The 15,357-nt window shown below is 74.4% G+C and carries 14 protein-coding genes; 9 read left to right on the top strand and 5 right to left on the bottom strand.

Annotated features, from left to right (window positions below; all coding sequences use genetic code 11):
• Nucleotides 1-218 precede the first annotated feature (218 nt).
• Complete coding sequence (locus tag WMF20_RS44510; RefSeq protein WP_437607851.1) at nt 219-1,151, top strand: deoxyribonuclease IV; 933 nt, start codon at nt 219-221, stop codon at nt 1,149-1,151.
• 154 nt (nt 1,152-1,305) lie between these two features.
• On the top strand, nt 1,306-2,985 hold the full coding sequence (locus WMF20_RS44505; RefSeq protein WP_437607850.1) for an ATP-binding protein: 1,680 nt from the start codon (nt 1,306-1,308) through the stop codon (nt 2,983-2,985).
• A gap of 33 nt (nt 2,986-3,018) precedes the next feature.
• Here WMF20_RS44505 and hutU read toward each other — a convergent pair whose 3' ends face one another.
• Nucleotides 3,019-4,692: a urocanate hydratase gene (hutU, locus tag WMF20_RS44500; RefSeq protein ID WP_437607849.1), complete on the bottom strand. Its 1,674-nt coding sequence runs from the start codon at nt 4,690-4,692 to the stop codon at nt 3,019-3,021.
• 186 nt (nt 4,693-4,878) lie between these two features.
• Here hutU and WMF20_RS44495 point away from each other — a divergent pair, with 186 nt between their 5' ends.
• Nucleotides 4,879-5,166 (top strand): hypothetical protein, encoded by a 288-nt coding sequence (locus WMF20_RS44495; RefSeq protein ID WP_129579923.1) that lies wholly within the window; start codon nt 4,879-4,881, stop codon nt 5,164-5,166.
• Nucleotides 5,167-5,172: 6 nt separating this feature from the next.
• Here WMF20_RS44495 and WMF20_RS44490 read toward each other — a convergent pair whose 3' ends face one another.
• The 4 genes from WMF20_RS44490 to WMF20_RS44475 form a co-directional block, all read right to left on the bottom strand.
• Nucleotides 5,173-7,248 carry a protein kinase domain-containing protein gene (locus tag WMF20_RS44490; protein WP_437607847.1) on the bottom strand — a complete coding sequence of 692 codons (2,076 nt, stop codon included), beginning with the start codon at nt 7,246-7,248 and terminating at the stop codon, nt 5,173-5,175.
• 11 nt (nt 7,249-7,259) lie between these two features.
• Nucleotides 7,260-8,231: a hypothetical protein gene (locus WMF20_RS44485; protein WP_129579921.1), complete on the bottom strand. Its 972-nt coding sequence runs from the start codon at nt 8,229-8,231 to the stop codon at nt 7,260-7,262.
• A 97-nt stretch (nt 8,232-8,328) separates the two neighbouring features.
• Nucleotides 8,329-9,120, bottom strand: coding sequence for a hypothetical protein (locus WMF20_RS44480; RefSeq protein ID WP_437607845.1), 792 nt, complete (start codon nt 9,118-9,120; stop codon nt 8,329-8,331).
• Between the two features lie 93 nt (nt 9,121-9,213).
• A complete protein-coding gene (locus WMF20_RS44475) occupies nt 9,214-9,519 on the bottom strand; it encodes a YfhL family 4Fe-4S dicluster ferredoxin (RefSeq protein WP_061621589.1) in 306 nt (101 codons plus the stop codon).
• A 160-nt stretch (nt 9,520-9,679) separates the two neighbouring features.
• On the opposite strand from WMF20_RS44475, the gene WMF20_RS44470 reads away from it, so the two are divergent.
• The 6 genes from WMF20_RS44470 (at nt 9,680) to lpdA (ending at nt 15,346) form a co-directional block, all read left to right on the top strand.
• On the top strand, nt 9,680-10,399 hold the full coding sequence (locus WMF20_RS44470; RefSeq protein ID WP_437607844.1) for a hypothetical protein: 720 nt from the start codon (nt 9,680-9,682) through the stop codon (nt 10,397-10,399).
• A gap of 53 nt (nt 10,400-10,452) precedes the next feature.
• Nucleotides 10,453-11,481, top strand: coding sequence for a HEAT repeat domain-containing protein (locus WMF20_RS44465; protein WP_129579919.1), 1,029 nt, complete (start codon nt 10,453-10,455; stop codon nt 11,479-11,481).
• Nucleotides 11,478-12,092 carry a DUF4149 domain-containing protein gene (locus tag WMF20_RS44460; RefSeq protein ID WP_129579918.1) on the top strand — a complete coding sequence of 205 codons (615 nt, stop codon included), beginning with the start codon at nt 11,478-11,480 and terminating at the stop codon, nt 12,090-12,092. The genes WMF20_RS44465 and WMF20_RS44460 overlap by 4 nt, the downstream gene beginning before the upstream one ends.
• 102 nt (nt 12,093-12,194) lie before the next feature.
• The gene (locus WMF20_RS44455) at nt 12,195-12,470 is read left to right on the top strand and encodes a hypothetical protein (RefSeq protein WP_129579917.1); all 276 of its coding nucleotides are present in this window, start codon (nt 12,195-12,197) and stop codon (nt 12,468-12,470) included.
• Between the two features lie 115 nt (nt 12,471-12,585).
• Nucleotides 12,586-13,776, top strand: a complete 1,191-nt coding sequence (locus WMF20_RS44450; RefSeq protein WP_129579916.1) for a thiamine pyrophosphate-dependent dehydrogenase E1 component subunit alpha — start codon at nt 12,586-12,588, stop codon at nt 13,774-13,776.
• Between the two features lie 163 nt (nt 13,777-13,939).
• Nucleotides 13,940-15,346 carry a dihydrolipoyl dehydrogenase gene (lpdA, locus tag WMF20_RS44445; RefSeq protein WP_129579915.1) on the top strand — a complete coding sequence of 469 codons (1,407 nt, stop codon included), beginning with the start codon at nt 13,940-13,942 and terminating at the stop codon, nt 15,344-15,346.
• Nucleotides 15,347-15,357 lie beyond the last annotated feature (11 nt).

Raw genomic sequence — 15,357 nt, 5'->3', positions numbered from 1 at the left:
CGGAACGCGTCAAGGGCGAGGTGCCGCGAACGGAGGTTCGCGCCGCCCCGGCATAGGGTTTGCTCGCGCGTTTGCTCGGGAATCGAGGTCGTCGCGGAGGATCGGACGGCGCGTTCCGGGGGTCGCGGTCGCGCGCGCGTCGCGGCGGCGTGGCAGATCCGTCGTGCTCGGAGGAATGGCTTGCCGGCGCGGGGGACGCGACCCAAGCAGTGCGGCCGATGATCTTCGGGGCACACGAGTCCGTGGCCGGCGGCCTCCACCGCGCGATCGCGCTGGCGGGTGAGGATCGCTGCGAGGCGCTGCAGGTCTTCACCAAGGTCTCGGGCCAGTGGCGGGAGCCTGCGCTGGGCGCGGATCAGATCGCCGCGTTCCGGGCCGCGCGCGCGGCGTGGGCGGGCGCGGGCCCGACGCTCGCGCACGCGAGCTACCTCATCAACCTGTGCGCCGACGACGCCTCGATCCTCGATCGCTCGCGGGAGGCGCTGTTCCAGGAGCTCGCGCGCTGCGACGCGCTCGGGATCGACTTCGTCGTGTTCCACCCGGGCGCGCACCGCGGCCTCGGCGAGGAGGCCGGCCTCGACCGCATCGGCGAGAGCCTCGCGATGGTGCTCTCGCGGGGGCAGGGGCTCCGCGCGCAGCTGTGCATCGAGAACATGGCCGGGCAGGGGTCGACGCTCGGCGATCGCCTCGATCAGATCGCCGCGATGATCGAGCGCGCCGGGCCGGAGGGGGCGCGGCTCGGGGTCTGCATCGACACGCAGCACGCGTTCGCGGCGGGGCACGATCTCCGGAGCGAGGCCGGCTACGCGCGGTTCTTCGGCGATTTCGACCGGCTGCTCGGCATGGATCGGCTGCGGTGCATGCACGTGAACGACTCGAAGGCGGCGCTCGGCCAGCGGGTCGATCGGCACGAGCGCATCGGCGACGGGGAGATGGGGCTCGCGCCGTTCTGGCGCCTCGCGAACGACGCGCGGCTCGCGCGCGTGCCGGCGGTGGTCGAGCTGCCGCCGCTCTCCAAGGAGCGGCGCGGCTACGCGGAGGAGATCGCGCGGCTGCGCGCGCTCCGGGGCGCGCCCGAGCCGGCGGCGCCGCCGCCGCGCGCCGAGGCGCCGCGCACGCCGAAGCGAAGGCCGCGCACCACGCGCGGGTGAGGCTTGCCGACGGCTCGTGAAACCCGCTCGTCGATCGTCGATTCGCCCGAGTTTTCGTCCATCGCTCGGGGCGCTCGGACGCGATGCGCCGGCCAGGACAGCTGGACCGTAAAGGCGATCAACAGCCTGTCCGAGTTGCGCTACGGTGCCGCTCGTGCGCGACCCCGAGGTGGAGCACGTCACCCGCACCCTGATCGCCGGAGGCGAGTCCTACGCCGTCGAGTTCAAGACCGCCTGGGAGTTCGGTCCTGACGGCAAGGTGCCGCGGGCGATCAAATCCGTCGCGAAGGACATCGGCGAGACGCTCGTCGCGTTCGCGAACACGGACGGCGGCGATCTGCTGGTAGGCGTCGAGGATTCCGGGGCTGTCACCGGCGTCCCCTGGACGGGCGACGAGCTCATGTACCTGGTCCAGGCCCCGCGCCATCAGGTGAAGGAGACCGACCTCGGCGTGCGCGTCCACGACGTGGAGCTCGACGGCAACCGCGTCCTGCTCTTCCGCGTCGGCGATCATCCCAGCGCGGTGGTGGTTACCGCCGACGGCCGGTGTCTGTGGCGTCGAGGCGCGCCTGCGCGGACGGAGCCGGTCCCGCCGGGCGAGATCGCGCGCAGGCGCGAGCATCGCCTCGGGGATACCGCCTACGAGGCGCAGCTGGTGCATGGGGCCACGCTGGACGATCTCGAGATTCCGACCGATCTCTTGGCGTCGAAGCCACACCTTGCAGGGCTTGGCGACGTCCGGACGCTCCTCAGGTACTGGAATCTCAGCGAAGGACGGAACGGGAGCCTGGTGATCCGGCGCGCCGCGCTGCTCTTGTTCGCGAAGGAACCGCTCCGGTGGCACCCGAACAACCGGCTGCGCATCCGCCGCGTCCACGGTCTCACCGAGGGGTTTGGACGGCAGCTCGGGACGCGGGAGGTGGAGGTGCCCGGCCCCATCGTCCGGATATTCCCGGAGGCCGCCGCGACGCTGCACTCGAGCCTGGAGGTCGACGCGCGGACGAGCAGCCTGTTCACCACGGCGCAGGTGCTCCCGCCCGAGGCCGTCGACGAGTGCATCGTGAACGCCGTGGCGCACCGCAACTACGCGATCGAGGGGGCTGCGATCGAGGTGCTGCACTTTCCGGATCGGGTCGAGTTCAAGAGCCCAGGCAAGCTGCCCGAGCCGCTCACGCCCGAGGATCTCAGGAAGCAGCAGGGCGCGCATCGCTCCAGGAACCCGCTGATCATGCGGGTGCTGCGCGATCTCGGCTGGTCGCGGGATCAAGGGGAGGGCATGCGCCGCATCTTCGGCTCGATGGCGCAGGTCGAGCTGCACGCGCCGGAGCTGGAGCAGAGCGCTGATACCTTCATCGTCCGGCTGAGCACGCGCTCCCGTTACGACGAGAAGACCCAGGCCACGCTCGCCGCGTACGGTCCCTTCGGCCTCGAGCCGCGCGAGCGCAAGTACATCGTCGCGCTCGCGGGCGCGGGCGGGCGCCTCTCCGTCGACAGGCTCGCCCGGACCCTCGGCGTATCGTTCGACACCGCGAAGAGGTCGCTCTCGACCCTCGATCGAAAGGGGCTCGTCTGGCACGGCGCCAAGAGCCGGACCTACCACCTGGTGTCGCCGCTCTCGGTGCCGCACGAGCGCGCTCTGCGTCGCCTCCGCGAGGCGGGAGCGCAGCTCAACGCGACCGCCCTGATCGATACGCCCACGCTACGATCGATCTTCGGCGCTGAAGCGCTCGACTCGCTCCGCGAGGGCGGGATCGTGACGCCTGCCGGGAAGGGGCAATGGAAGCTCGGAAGCAGCCTCCTGGAGTACGCGCGACAGCGCGACGCTTCGGGGTAGCCTGACGGTCGCCGGCCCGGAGCGCCCGGCTCCTCACCTCGCCCGGTGCGGCACCCGGACGCCCTTCTCGTCGGCCACGCGGATCGCCGTCTCGTAGCCCGCGTCCGCGTGCCGGATGATCCCCATCCCCGGGTCGATGGTGAGCACCCGCTCGAGCCGCCGCCGAGCGGCCTCGGTGCCGTCGGCGACGATCACCATCCCGGCGTGCAGCGAGTTGCCGATCCCGACGCCGCCGCCGTGGTGGAAGCTGACCCACGACGCGCCGCCGGCCGTGTTCGCGAGCGCGTTGAGGATCGCCCAGTCGGCGATCGCGTCCGAGCCGTCCTTCATCGCCTCCGTCTCGCGGAACGGGGACGCGACCGACCCGCAGTCGAGGTGGTCGCGCCCGATCACGAGCGGCGCCTTCACCCGGCCGGTGCGCACGAGCTCGTTGAAGGCGAGCCCGACCTTCGCGCGGTCGCCGTACCCGAGCCAGCAGATGCGCGACGGGAGCCCCTGGAACGCGATCCTCCGCTCCGCGAGCTCGATCCACCGCCGGAGATCCGGGTCGCCCGGGACCGCCTCGAGCACCGCGCGATCGGTGGCGAGGATGTCCTCGGGATCGCCCGAGAGCGCCACCCACCGGAACGGGCCCTTGCCCTGGCAGAACAGCTCGCGCACGTACGCGGGCACGAAGCCGGGGATCGCGAACGCGCCCTCGCAGCCCGCCTCCATCGCGCAGGTGCGGATGTTGTTGCCGTAGTCGAAGACCTCGGCCCCGCGCCGCTGCATCTCGAGCATCGCCTCGACCTCGAGCCGCATCCCCGCCTTCGCGCGCGCGACGTACTCCCCGGGGTCGCGGGCGCGCAGCGCCGCCGCCTGCTCCAGCGTGAGCCCCGGCGGGACATAGCCGACGAGCGGATCGTGGGCCGCGGTCTGCTCGGTGACGAGGTCCGGCGTGACGCCGCGGCGGACGAGCTCCGGGTAGACGTCGGCGGCGTTGCCGCAGAGGGCGATCGAGCGCGGCGCCCCGCGCCGGACGCCGTCGAGGACGGCCTCGAGGGCGCGGTCGAGGTCGTCGATGCGCTCGTCGACGTAGCGGGTGCGGAGCCGCTTCTCGATGCGCGCCGGGTCGATCTCGACGCCGAGGCAGGCCATGCCCGCCATGGTCGCGGCGAGCGGCTGCGCGCCGCCCATGCCGCCGAGCCCCGCGGTGAGCACCCAGCGGCCGCCGCCCGGCGCGCGCGCCGCGTGCGCCTTGCGCGCGGCGACGAACGTCTCGTACGTGCCCTGCACGATGCCCTGCGAGCCGATGTAGATCCACGAGCCCGCGGTCATCTGCCCGTACATGGTCAGGCCCAGCGCCTCGAGGCGCCGGAACTCGTCCCACGTCGCCCAGCGGCCCACGAGGTTCGAGTTCGCGAGGAGCACGCGGGGCGCGTCCGGGTGCGTGCGGAAGCGGCCCACCGCCTTGCCCGACTGCACGAGGAGCGTCTCGTCGTCCTCGAGCTCCCGGAGCTCGCGGACGATCACGTCGAACGCCTCCCACGATCGCGCGGCCTTCCCGGTGCCGCCGTAGACCACGAGGTCGTCGGGCCGCTCCGCGACCTCCGGATCCAGGTTGTTGTGGATCATCCGGAGCGCCGCCTCCTGGATCCACCCCTTGCAGCTCCGCTCGCTCCCGCGCGGCGCGCGCACCACCCGGGCCCCCTGCTCTCCGGTCGCCATGCTGACGTGTACCCCAGCCGATGCGGGCCGACCAGGCGACGCGGCGCGCTCCGTCGCGCGCGGCGCGCGTCGACGCGTGACGTAAGGCTGCTCGGCGCGCCCGGCGCCTCTCCGGGACAGCCGGCTTCTTCCGAACCGGAGTATGCTCGCCCGCGGCGCGAGCAGCGCCCGACCTTGGGAGAATCCATGATCTCGACGATCCGTTCGGCCCTCGCGCGTTGCCCGGTCCGGGCCCTTCCGCTCGCAGCCCTGGCGGTCTCCCTCACGGCCACGGGGTGCGACAAGGTCGGGTGCTTCGAGTGGACCGAGTACGAGGGGGCGTGCCCCTCCCAGGCGGAGGCGCTCGAGTACTTCGGCGGCTCTACCTGCGGCAGCGAGGTCAAGTCGGTCGACAGCGAGCCCGAGTACGACGGCGATTACTGCTGCTACGACATCACCAAGCGCACCGACGACGCTCCCTGCGCCCCCTTCTAGTCTCCCCTAGAGCTCGTCCAGCGCGTTCCTGTCGAGCTCCTGGAGCGCCGCGAGATCCCGCGCCGCGAGCTCCTCCACGCTGCCGTCGGCCTCGCGCGGGTAGGCCAGCGCGACCTCGCCGTCGTGCACGTAGAGGTGCTGGCCGTCGATGCGCCCGTGCGCGCCCCCCGCCGCGTGGAGCGCCGCGATCGCCTCGCCGAGGCGCGCCCGCTGGCCCCTCGTCAGGGCGCGCCCCTCGTCGGCGAGCGCGCGGCCCTGGGGCGGCGCCACCCACACCTCGCCGGCGGCGAGGTCGACCCGCAGGACGCACGGCAGCGCCGCGTGCCCGGCGCGCGCGAACGCCCGGGCCCGGGCGAGGGTCGCGTCGTCGAGCTGCAGCACGAGCACGTCGCGATCGAGCCAGACGTCGTGCCATCGCCCCTCCGTGTCGCGGCCGTCGCCGACCTCCAGCGTCGCCGCGAGCCGCGCCGCCGTGGAGGGCGGCGCCTCGCTCGACCTGGGCCGGGCGCTCGCGCGCGCGCGCCGCGGCCGCGGGCTCTCCGGCCAGGGGAGCGCCGTGATCGCGCGCCGCGCCTCGAACGCGTCGGCCGGCCGCGCGGCGGGGTCCTCGGCGAGCAGCGCCGCCACGACCGCGTCGTGGGCCGCCGTGAGCTCCGGGTGGATCGCGCTCGGCGCAGGATCGAGCTGCCCGCCCATGGCGGGGGCGGGCGCCTCTCCGGTGAGCAGCTCGGCGAGCACCGCGCCGACCCCGTACAGGTCGCTCGCCAGCGTCGCCGGCCGGCCCATGCGCTGCTCCGGCGACATGTACGCGAACGTCCCGATCGCGCCGGCCGTGGCGGTGGTCGAGAGATCGCCGAGGTGCGCCGCGCCGAAGTCCGCGAGGTGCGCCGTCCCGATCTCGTCGAAGAGCACGTTGCTCGGCTTCACGTCGCGGTGGAGGATGCCGAGCCGGTGCGCCTCGCCGAGCGCGGACAGGAGCGCGCACGCGATCTCGACCGCGCGCGCGGGCGCGACCGGCTCCCCCCGGAGCCGCTCGATCAGGGAGCCGCCGGCCATCCAGGCGAGCACCATCGCCGGCCCCTCCGGGTGATAGGCGCGGAGCGCGACGACGTGCGGGTGCCGGAGCTGGGCGAGCGCGCGCGCCTCGCGCTCGAACCGGAGGAGCGCGTCGCGGCCCGCGCCGAACGCCGCGCCCGCGAAGATCTTCACGGCGACGCGCTCCGCCGTGATCCGGTCGCGCGCCTCCACCACGCGCGCGTGGGGGGTGGCCGTGAGCTCGCGCAGGGTCTCGTAACGACCGAAGAGGAGCGGCCCGCCCGGCGCCGAGCCCGGCGCAGCGGGCCCCGCCGCGGGGCCGGCGGCGGGCGACGAGAGCGCCTCCTCGCCGCGCGGGTCGAGCTGCGCGAGCTCCTCGCGCACGGTCCGCGCGGCGTCCTCGAGCCCGAGCGCGCTCAGGCAGCGGCAGAGCAGCGGCAGCGCGCGGGCGCGCTCCGCGGAGGAGGGCGGCAGGTGCTGCAGCGCCCGCACCGCGGCCTCGGTGCGGCCGTGGCGCGCGAGGAGCTCGCCGAGGGCGAGCCACGCCGCCGCGTCGCCCGGGCGGCGGCGGAGCGAGGCCTCGAGCACGCGCGCGCCGTCCGCGGGGCGGCCGGCGAGCTCGAAGCTCTCGGCGGCGCGGCGCGCGTCCTGGGCCGCGGTGAACGCCTCCGCGGCCGCGGCGTGGGCGCCGAGCGCCGCGAACAGCGCGCCGGCGTGGCGGGGGAACCCGCGCGCCGCGAGGTCGGCGGCGACGCGCAGCGCGGCGTCCCGGGGCGCCGCGGTGACGAGCGCGTCGAGCGCCTGGCGCGCCAGCGCGTCGTCGCCGCCGAGCGCGGCCATCAGCGCCGCGCGGGCCGGGTCCTCGGCGGCGAGCGCTTCCCGGGCCGCGCCGGCGAAGTCGCAGACCCGCTCGAGCAGCTCCGACGCGCCCGCGTGATCGCCGGCCGCCACGAGGAGCGCCGCGGCGCGGTCGCGCTGCCCGATCGCGGCGAGCTCGGCCGCGCGCCGTCGCAGGTCCTCGTACGTCACCCCGGCGCTGGTCGCCAACCCGTCGAGCGTCAGTGCGCGGCGATGCGCGCGCGGCCGTTCACGGAGAGGTCGAAGCGCACCTCGCCGGCGTCGATCCCCGCGGCGCTGAACGGCACCTGCCGCGTGCGGTGCACGGCGAGCGTCGCGCTCGCGGGCAGCGGGCCGAGCGTCGAGGGATCGAGCAAGGAGCCCGGGATCACGCCCCGGCCCGTGTCCTTGAAGGCGCACCGCACGGTCGCGCCGTGCGCCGAGGTCACGTCGACGTAGATGGCGTCGCGCGCCCTGCCGGCGTCGCCGCCCTCGTCCGCGCGCCACTGCACCACCGCGCCGACCCCGGCGCCGAGCTCGACGCCGTCGGCCAGGTCGGCGTCGCCCACCCGCACGTCCTCGGGGCCGGCGGGGGCGTCGGCCTCGAAGGCGAACCGATCGAGCTGGCCGGAGCCGGAGCTCTCGAAGACGTACCGCGCCGGCGCCGGCAGGTCGCTCGTGGCGTCGCGCGACGTGTAGAACACGCCGAAGACCAGGGCGCCCACGTCCGGGAATGCGCGGGCGGCGAGCGGCATTTCGGTGCTGTCGGTCCGCATCGTGACGTCGCCCGCGTCGAGGAGCTCGATCGGGCTGAGCGAGCTGAAGCTGCTCGCCGCCTCGTCCTCGGCGGCGGGCGAGAGGACCATGCAGCTGCCGGCGGACGGGAGCACGAACGGCTGGCCGACCGCGCCCTCGGCGAGCTCGGGATCGATCGCGGAGGAGAGGCGCATGAACTTCGCGAGGACGTTGGTGACCGAGCCGGCGCCCTCGTCGGCGGCGCCCTCGGGCGCCGCGTCGTCGAGCTCGATGGGGGCGGCGTCCCGGCTCAGGTTGAGCGCGCGCTCGACGCGAACGACCCCCTGGGTGACCACCCCGTTGACGTCGGCCGCGTCGCCCGCGACAGGCGCCGAACAGCCGATGAGAGCCGCACCGGCGAGGAGGCAAGAGGTGGAGAGGGCGCCGTAGGGACGCATAGAGCCGAGTCTAAGGCGGGTCCTCCGGCCGGGCAAGCGCCTGCGCTGGCCACGGAAACCGCGCGAAAATCCGGATCTTTACAGCTTTACGGTCAGGTCAGAAGGTGACGGTGAGGCCGCCGCCCGGGGCGATCGTGCCCTGGTCGATGGCGACCGGGGTGCCGCCGATCTCGCCCGTGGCGTGGTGGTACGTCGCTGTCGCCTCCAGGGCGACATGCACGTGGCGGAACCCGGCGCGCACGCCCAGCACGAACCCGAGCCGGAGGTGCTGGCCCGACGCGTCGACGAGGGGCCCCCGGGAGGCCGACCCGGCGGGCGGCAGCCGCACCTCGCCGCCGAGGAGCTCGAGCCCGAGCCGCGGGCCGAACCAGAGCGCGTAGAGATCCGCGTCCGACCGGAAGCCGAGCAGGATCGGGACGTCGACCCCGGCGCCGTAAACGTCGCCGACGTCGCCCCCCTCCGCGCTCGGCTCCGCGAGCGGGCCCGGAGCGCCGGCGAAGAGCGCGGAGGCGCCGAGGCCGATGGACAGGGCCGCGTCGCCGAGCGGGAACGCGTGGCGCCCGTCGAGCCGGAGGGCGCGCCCCGTGTACGTCAGCCCTGCCTCGTTCCCGCCCTCGATCCCGACGCGGGCGCTGGCCCACGGCGCGATGCCCGGCGACACGGCGATCTCGGAGAGCTTCCGCTGCGCGGCGCCCTCGGTCGCGGCCGCGTCGCCGGCGGCGCCCGGCGGGGCGACCGTCGCGCCGGCGACGACCATGTCGCCCGACAGGCCGGCGCCGACGCTCACCTTGCCCGGGTGAAGGACGTGGGCCGGATGGAGCAGCGGCCCGCTGCCGTGGCAGCCCGCGCAGGCCCCCGCGAGGAGCGCTGCGGCCCAGCGCCGGATCACGGTGTGACCCGGGCGCCGCGTTGAACCGACGGTGCCGGCGGAGGCATGGGGAGCGCGGCCGAGGGGCGACGCGATGGTGCTCGAGGCGATGCTCTACTTGCGGAAGCGCGAGGGGTAGTCGTTCGCGGCGGCGCGCTTCTGCAGATCGGCATCGTCGGGGTGCAGCTTGATGGCGCGCGCGATGAGCGTCTCCTCGGTCTCCACGATCTGCGGGTTCGGCAGGCAGCACTCGACCGGGCACACGGCCTGGCACGCCTCGTGGTCGTAGAAGCCGACGCACTCCGTGCAGAGCTCCGGATCGATCACGTAGATCTCATCGCCCTCGCTGATGGCTTCGTTCGGGCATTCCGGCTCGCAGGCGCCGCAGTTGATGCAGTCTTCGGTGATGTAAGTCGCCATGGCCTTTGCTTCATTCTCCGGGGTCAACCCCGGTCCGGTCGTTTCTAGAGGCCTGAGGGCAAGGTGTCAATTCGGGCGGAAGGGAGCGCAGGTTCGGCGCGGCGGCGCTGGCGCATGCTTGCGCGCCGGCGCCCCTGCCGGTACTAAGCGGCCCTCCTCGATGCTCCGCCTCACCGGGCCCGCCCTCCTGCTCGTCGTCCTCGGCGCCTCCTCGCTGCTCGCCGGATGCGGCCCGCAGATCGGCGACGCTTGCATCACGTCGCTCGATTGCGCGCAGCAAGAGCAGGAGCTCTTCTGCGACGGCACGCAGCCCGGCGGCTACTGCACGGTCTTCAACTGCAAGCCGGACAGCTGCCAGGGCAGCAGCGTCTGCGTCGCGTTCAACCCGGTGCTCGATCAGGCGTGCGGCGCGCTCGAGAACGTCCGCTGGCCGCGCTTCGAGCGGACGTTCTGCATGGCCACCTGCGACGACGACGACGACTGCCGCAGCGGCTACTCGTGCGTCGCGCTGCGCGACATCCGGAGCGCCGCGGCGATCCCGCCGGGCGAGCGCAACGCCGCGATCGTCGACGCCGAGCCGGAGGGCTCGAAGGCGTGCCTGCCGGATCCGTCCTCTCCCCCGAGCGCGCCCGGCGAGACCTCGGGCGACGCCGACAGCGGGCCCGGGGTCTGCGGGGCCGCGCCCGAGCAGCCCGCGTGGACGCCGTACACGCCGGGCGCGGGCGGCGCCGGCGGCGAGGGTGGCGCCGGCGGCTCGAGAGGCGAGGGCGGCGCCGGCGGCTCGAACGGTGAAGGTGGTGCCGGCGGCGCGGGCGGCTCGGACGGCGAGGGCGGCGGCGCTGGCGGCTCGGGCGGCGCCGGCGGCGCGGGCGGCGGCTGAGCGCCGCGCGGTGCGATCCGGCGCCGCGCGGCGACCGTGCTAGCGTTGGCCGCGTGTTTGGACCGGCCCCCGCGAAGAGGACGCTCGAGGCTGCGCTGCGCGACGTCGCCTCGCAGAAGCCCGCCGTGCGCGTGGAGGCGGTGACCGATCTCGTCCCGTACGCCGCGACGGCGCGGGAGCGGGTCCTGCGCGCGATCGAGGGCGCGCTGCGCTCCGACGCGCACGCGGCCGTGCGCGCGGCGGCGGCCATCGCCCTCGCCGACACGAAGGCCGTCGAGGCGCTGCCCGCGCTGCTCCTCGCCGTCGAGGACGTCGACCCCAACGTCCGGCAGATGGCGATCACCGCGCTCGGCGAGATCGGCGACGTGCGCGCCACGGGCCGGCTCCGGCGCGCCCTCTCGGACGAGCGGCCCGAGGTCCGCTTCCAGGCGGTCATCGCGTTCCCCCGCGTCTGCGCCCAGCCGGCCGACGCGCTCGAGGCCGTCATGCAGGCCACGCACGACGGCGACCCGCTCGTCTGCCACATCGCCCTGCGGATGTTCGAGGAGCTGGGCGAGGCGAACGGCGAGCTCCCCTCGCCGTGCATGGCGCGGGCGCGCGCGCTGCTCGGCCACGCGTCGCCGCTCGTCCGGGCCGCGGCGGCGGTCGTCACCGCGCGCTTCGGCGATCCGGCGGGCCACGCGGTGCTCGTCGAGGTCGTGGAGGGGAAGCTCCGCGGCGTCGATCACGAGGACGAGGCCGCGGCGATCGAGCTCTGCGGCGAGCTCGGCCTCGCCGCCTCGCGGGGCGCGCTCGAGCGGCGCGCCTTCGGCCGCCGGCTCGGCCTCGGCCGGGACCCGCTGCGCTGGCACGCGCGCGTCGCGCTCGCGCGGATGCGCCACGAGCGCGCGATCCGCGAGATCCTGAGCGAGCTCGACGCGTGGGACCGCCACCGGCGCACGCTCGCCGTCGCCGCCGCCGGCCGCGCGCGCCTCGCGGCCGCCCTGCCGGCGATCGCGGCGATGCGCGGCGACGACCGGAAGGCCGATCAGGGGGCCGTCGAGGAGGCGATCGCCGCCATCGGCTCCGAGGTGGATGCATGAACGATGACGCCCAGTTCAGCGAGGCCGACCTCGCCCCGAGCCCCGAAGAGCGCGCCGCGTCGCGCCGCTCCCTGATCGATCGCGTGGCCGCGAGCGTGGCCGCGCTCGCGGCGGGCGCCTGGGCCGGCGGCGTCGTGACGCTGGGCGCCTGCGCCGCGCCGTTCGTCTTCCGGCTCACGCCGGCGCCGTTCTCCGGCGACGCGATGAGCGCGGCCTTCGCCCGCTTCGATCAGCTCGCGCTCGGCGCCGCCGTCATCCTCCTCGGCGCGGAGGTGGCGCGCACCTGGGCGGCGGGCCGCCGGGGCGCGGGCCGCGCGGCCCGCGTGCGCCGGCTCGTCGCCATGGCGATGGCCGGGTGCGCCGCGTACGTCGGCCTCGCGCTCACCCCCCGCATCGCGGCGCTCCACCGCGAGGGCGCGCGGCGCGGCGAGGGGGAGCGCGGCATGGAGCTCGAGCGCGCCCATCGCCGCGCCGAGCTCGTGAGCCGGTCGGAGGTGTTCCTCGGCGCGAGCCTCGTCGCGCTGCACGTCTTCACGCTCGGCGCGCGCCGCCCCGAGGAGGACGACGACGACGAGGACGCGGCCGCGCCGCTGCCGCCCGGCCCGCGGTGAGGGCGCGGGGCGCACGTCACCCGCGCGGGCGCCGGCGCGGGGATCCGACCACCGGCGCGCGCGGCGCCGCCGCGCGGCGCGGCCAGCACAGGGAGAGACCAGATGCCGCGGGACAACAAGCTGTATAGCGGCTTCGTCAACCACGACTACATCCTCACGTTCTCGATCGCCGACGAGGAGAACCGGGCGCGCCTCGTCGCGCTCTGCGCCGGACCGTGGCAGGGCGACGAGGTCACCCCCAACACCTGGGAGGTGTCCAACACGCTGAGCCCGGACGAGATGGAGCGCGCCATCCTCGATCTCATGGGCGACGCGGACCGCGCCGCCTATTACTACCTCTCCGACAGCAAGCGGATGTTCCGCGTCCTCCTCGGCTGAGCGCCTCGCGCCGGCGTGCGGGCCGGTTCGCTCCGGCGGGCGAGCGGGGCGGGCGGTCCCGCGCCGGCGCGCCGAAGGGGCCGCGATCGCCGCCATTTCGCGGTATGGTCCGGTCATGAGCGAGCTGGAAGCCACGCCGCCCGGCGCCTCGACCAGGGCCGAAGGCGCCCCTCCACCTCACGCGCCGCCGCCCCGCGCGGGGGAGGCGGACGACGAGGGCTTGCTCAGCGTCCTCCGCGACGACGGAACGCTCGATCCCGCGACCGATCCCGGCCTGGCCGACGCGCTGCTCCTGCGCGCGTACCGCGAGATCAAGCGCCTCCGGCTGCTCGACGCGCGCATGCTCCTGCTCCAGCGGCAGGGGCGGATCGGCTTCTACGGCGCGTGCACCGGCCAGGAGGCGACGCCGATCGCCGCCGCGCTCGCGCTCGAGCCCACGGACTGGATCTTCCCCGCGCTGCGCGAGAGCGTGATGATGCTGGTGCGCGGCTTCCCGCTGCGCAGCTACGTGGCCCAGGTGTTCGGCAACTCGGGCGACCTCCTCAAGGGGCGCCAGATGCCGTCGCACATGAGCGGCCGGCAGGTGAACCAGGTGTCCTGGTCGAGCTGCATCGGCCCGCAGATCCCCCAGGCGGTCGGCGCCGCGTGGGCCGCGAAGCTGCGGCGCGACCGCACGGTGGTGGTGGGCTTCCTGGGCGACGGCGCGACGAGCGAGCCCGACTTCCACAGCGCGATGAACTTCGCGGGCGTCTTCAAGGCGCCCTGCGTGATGATCTGCCAGAACAACCACTGGGCGATCAGCGTGCCGACCGACCGGCAGACGGCCTCCAGGACGATCGCCATCAAGGGCCGGGCCTACGGCGTCCCGTCGGTGCGGGTCGACGGCAACGACGTCATCGCGGTCTACCGCGCCGTCTCCGAGGCGGTCGCGCGGGCCCGGGCCGGCGGCGGCCCCGGCTTCATCGAGGCGCTCACCTACCGGGTCGGCGCGCACTCCTCGAGCGACGACCCGAGCCGGTACCGGTCGCAGGAGGAGGTCGATCGCTGGACGGCGCGCGACCCGCTGCTGCGCCTCGGGCGCCACCTCGCCGCCCGCGGCCTCCTCGACGACGCGGCGGAGGCCGCCCTCGAGGCGGAGCTCAACGCCGAGATCGCCGCCGCCGTCGCGGAGGTCGAGGGGATGGACCCGCCCGCCCGCGAGACCCTGTTCGACGACGTCTACGCCGAGCTGCCCTGGCACCTGCGCGACCAGCGCGCGGAGCTCCTGCGCTCCCCGAAAGCGCCCGCGCACGGCGGCGGACGCTGACCACGGGAGGGATTTCCCCTCGGTGCGAGGTCGTGTAAGCCCCGGGCACCCCGGGCACGGCTCGCGGTTGCGGGCGCGGCCTCAGGGCTGGTCGGCGAGGGGCTTGCCTGACGGACCCCGGCGCCCCTAATCCCAGTCTCCGAAGCGCACAACAAGGACAAGGATGAAGACCTACGACGCAATCGTGATCGGTGCCGGCCCGGGCGGTTACCCCTGCGCCATCCGGCTGGCTCAGCTCAAGCAGAAGACGCTCTGCATCGAGAAGGAGCAGCCCGGCGGCGTCTGCCTCAACTGGGGGTGTATCCCCTCCAAGGCGCTGATCTCCGCCGCCCACCTCTACGAGAAGTCGCAGGCCGGCGCCTCGATGGGGATCAAGGTCAGCGGCGTCGAGCTCGACGCCAACGCGATGCAGGACTGGAAGGAAGGCATCGTCAAGAAGCTCACCGGCGGCGTCAGGTCGCTGCTCAAGGGCAACGGCGCCGACCTGCTGACCGGCACCGCCACGATCGTCGGGCCGAAGCGCGTGGACGTGACCCTGCCGGACGGCTCGGTGGAGCAGATCGAGGCGACCAAGGGGATCGTCATCGCCACCGGCTCGACCACGATCGAGATCCCGTCGTTCAAGTTCGACGGCCAGTCGATCATCGGCGCGAAGGAGGCGGTGAGCCTGCGCCAGATCCCGAAGCGGCTGCTCGTGATCGGCGGCGGCGTCATCGGCCTCGAGCTCGGCATGGTCTACCAGGCCTTCGGCTCCCAGCTCACCGTGGTCGAGGCGCTGCCGGAGCTGCTCACGGGCGTCGACCCCGACTGCACCAAGATCGTCGAGCGCAAGATCCTGAAGCGCGGCGGCACGATCCACAAGAACGCCAAGGCGATCGGGTACGAGAAGCAGAAGGACGGCTCGGTCGGGGTGAAGATCCAGATCGAGGGCAAGGAGCAGACGATCGTCGTCGACACGGTGCTGGTCGCCGTCGGCATGCGGCCGACCTCCAAGGGGCTCGGCCTCGAGAAGGTCGGCGTGACGGTCGATCAGCGCGGGTTCATCCCGACGGACAAGACGGGCCGCACCAACGTGCCGTCGATCTACGCGGTCGGCGACGTCAGCGGCCCGCCCCTGCTCGCGCACAAGGCGACGAAGGAGGGCGAGATCGTCGCGGAGGTCATCGCGGGTCACAAGGCCGCGAAGGACTGGGTCGCGATCCCGGGCGCGATCTTCACCGATCCGGAGATCGCGACGGTGGGGCTCACCGAGGCGGAGGCGAAGGCGAAGGGCCTCGAGGTCAGCGTCGGCAAGTTCCCGTTCTCGGTGCTCGGCAAGGCCATGGCCATGAACGAGACCGAGGGCTTCGTGAAGATCGTCGCCGACAAGAAGACGAAGCAGGTGCTCGGCGTCCACATCGTCGGCCCGGAGGCGAGCACGATGATCAGCGAGGCGTCCCTCTCGCTCGAGATGGCGGCCTTCCTCGAGGACCTCTCGCTCACGATCCACCCGCACCCGACCCTCGGCGAGTCGCTGATGGAAGCCGCCGCCCACGCCATGGGCGCGGCGATCCACATCGCGAACCGCTGAGCGCCTCGCCG

It is taken from the genome of Sorangium sp. So ce834 (genome assembly GCF_051521425.1).
In the GTDB taxonomy this organism is placed as follows: Bacteria; Myxococcota_A; Polyangia; order Polyangiales; family Polyangiaceae; genus Sorangium; species Sorangium cellulosum_D.
This window is presented reverse-complemented; position numbering and strand designations above follow the sequence as displayed.

Bases quoted from the DNA above. Each gene is read 5' to 3' on its own strand.
- WMF20_RS44510 (WP_437607851.1), top strand. From the start codon at position 219: ATGATCTTCGGGGCACACGAGTCCGTGGCCGGCGGCCTCCACCGCGCG.
- hutU (WP_437607849.1), bottom strand. From the start codon at position 4,692: ATGGCGACCGGAGAGCAGGGGGCCCGGGTGGTGCGCGCGCCGCGCGGG.
- WMF20_RS44495 (WP_129579923.1), top strand. From the start codon at position 4,879: ATGATCTCGACGATCCGTTCGGCCCTCGCGCGTTGCCCGGTCCGGGCC.
- WMF20_RS44485 (WP_129579921.1), bottom strand. From the start codon at position 8,231: ATGCGTCCCTACGGCGCCCTCTCCACCTCTTGCCTCCTCGCCGGTGCG.
- WMF20_RS44475 (WP_061621589.1), bottom strand. From the start codon at position 9,519: ATGGCGACTTACATCACCGAAGACTGCATCAACTGCGGCGCCTGCGAG.
- WMF20_RS44470 (WP_437607844.1), top strand. From the start codon at position 9,680: ATGCTCCGCCTCACCGGGCCCGCCCTCCTGCTCGTCGTCCTCGGCGCC.
- WMF20_RS44460 (WP_129579918.1), top strand. From the start codon at position 11,478: ATGAACGATGACGCCCAGTTCAGCGAGGCCGACCTCGCCCCGAGCCCC.
- WMF20_RS44455 (WP_129579917.1), top strand. From the start codon at position 12,195: ATGCCGCGGGACAACAAGCTGTATAGCGGCTTCGTCAACCACGACTAC.
- WMF20_RS44450 (WP_129579916.1), top strand. From the start codon at position 12,586: ATGAGCGAGCTGGAAGCCACGCCGCCCGGCGCCTCGACCAGGGCCGAA.
- lpdA (WP_129579915.1), top strand. From the start codon at position 13,940: ATGAAGACCTACGACGCAATCGTGATCGGTGCCGGCCCGGGCGGTTAC.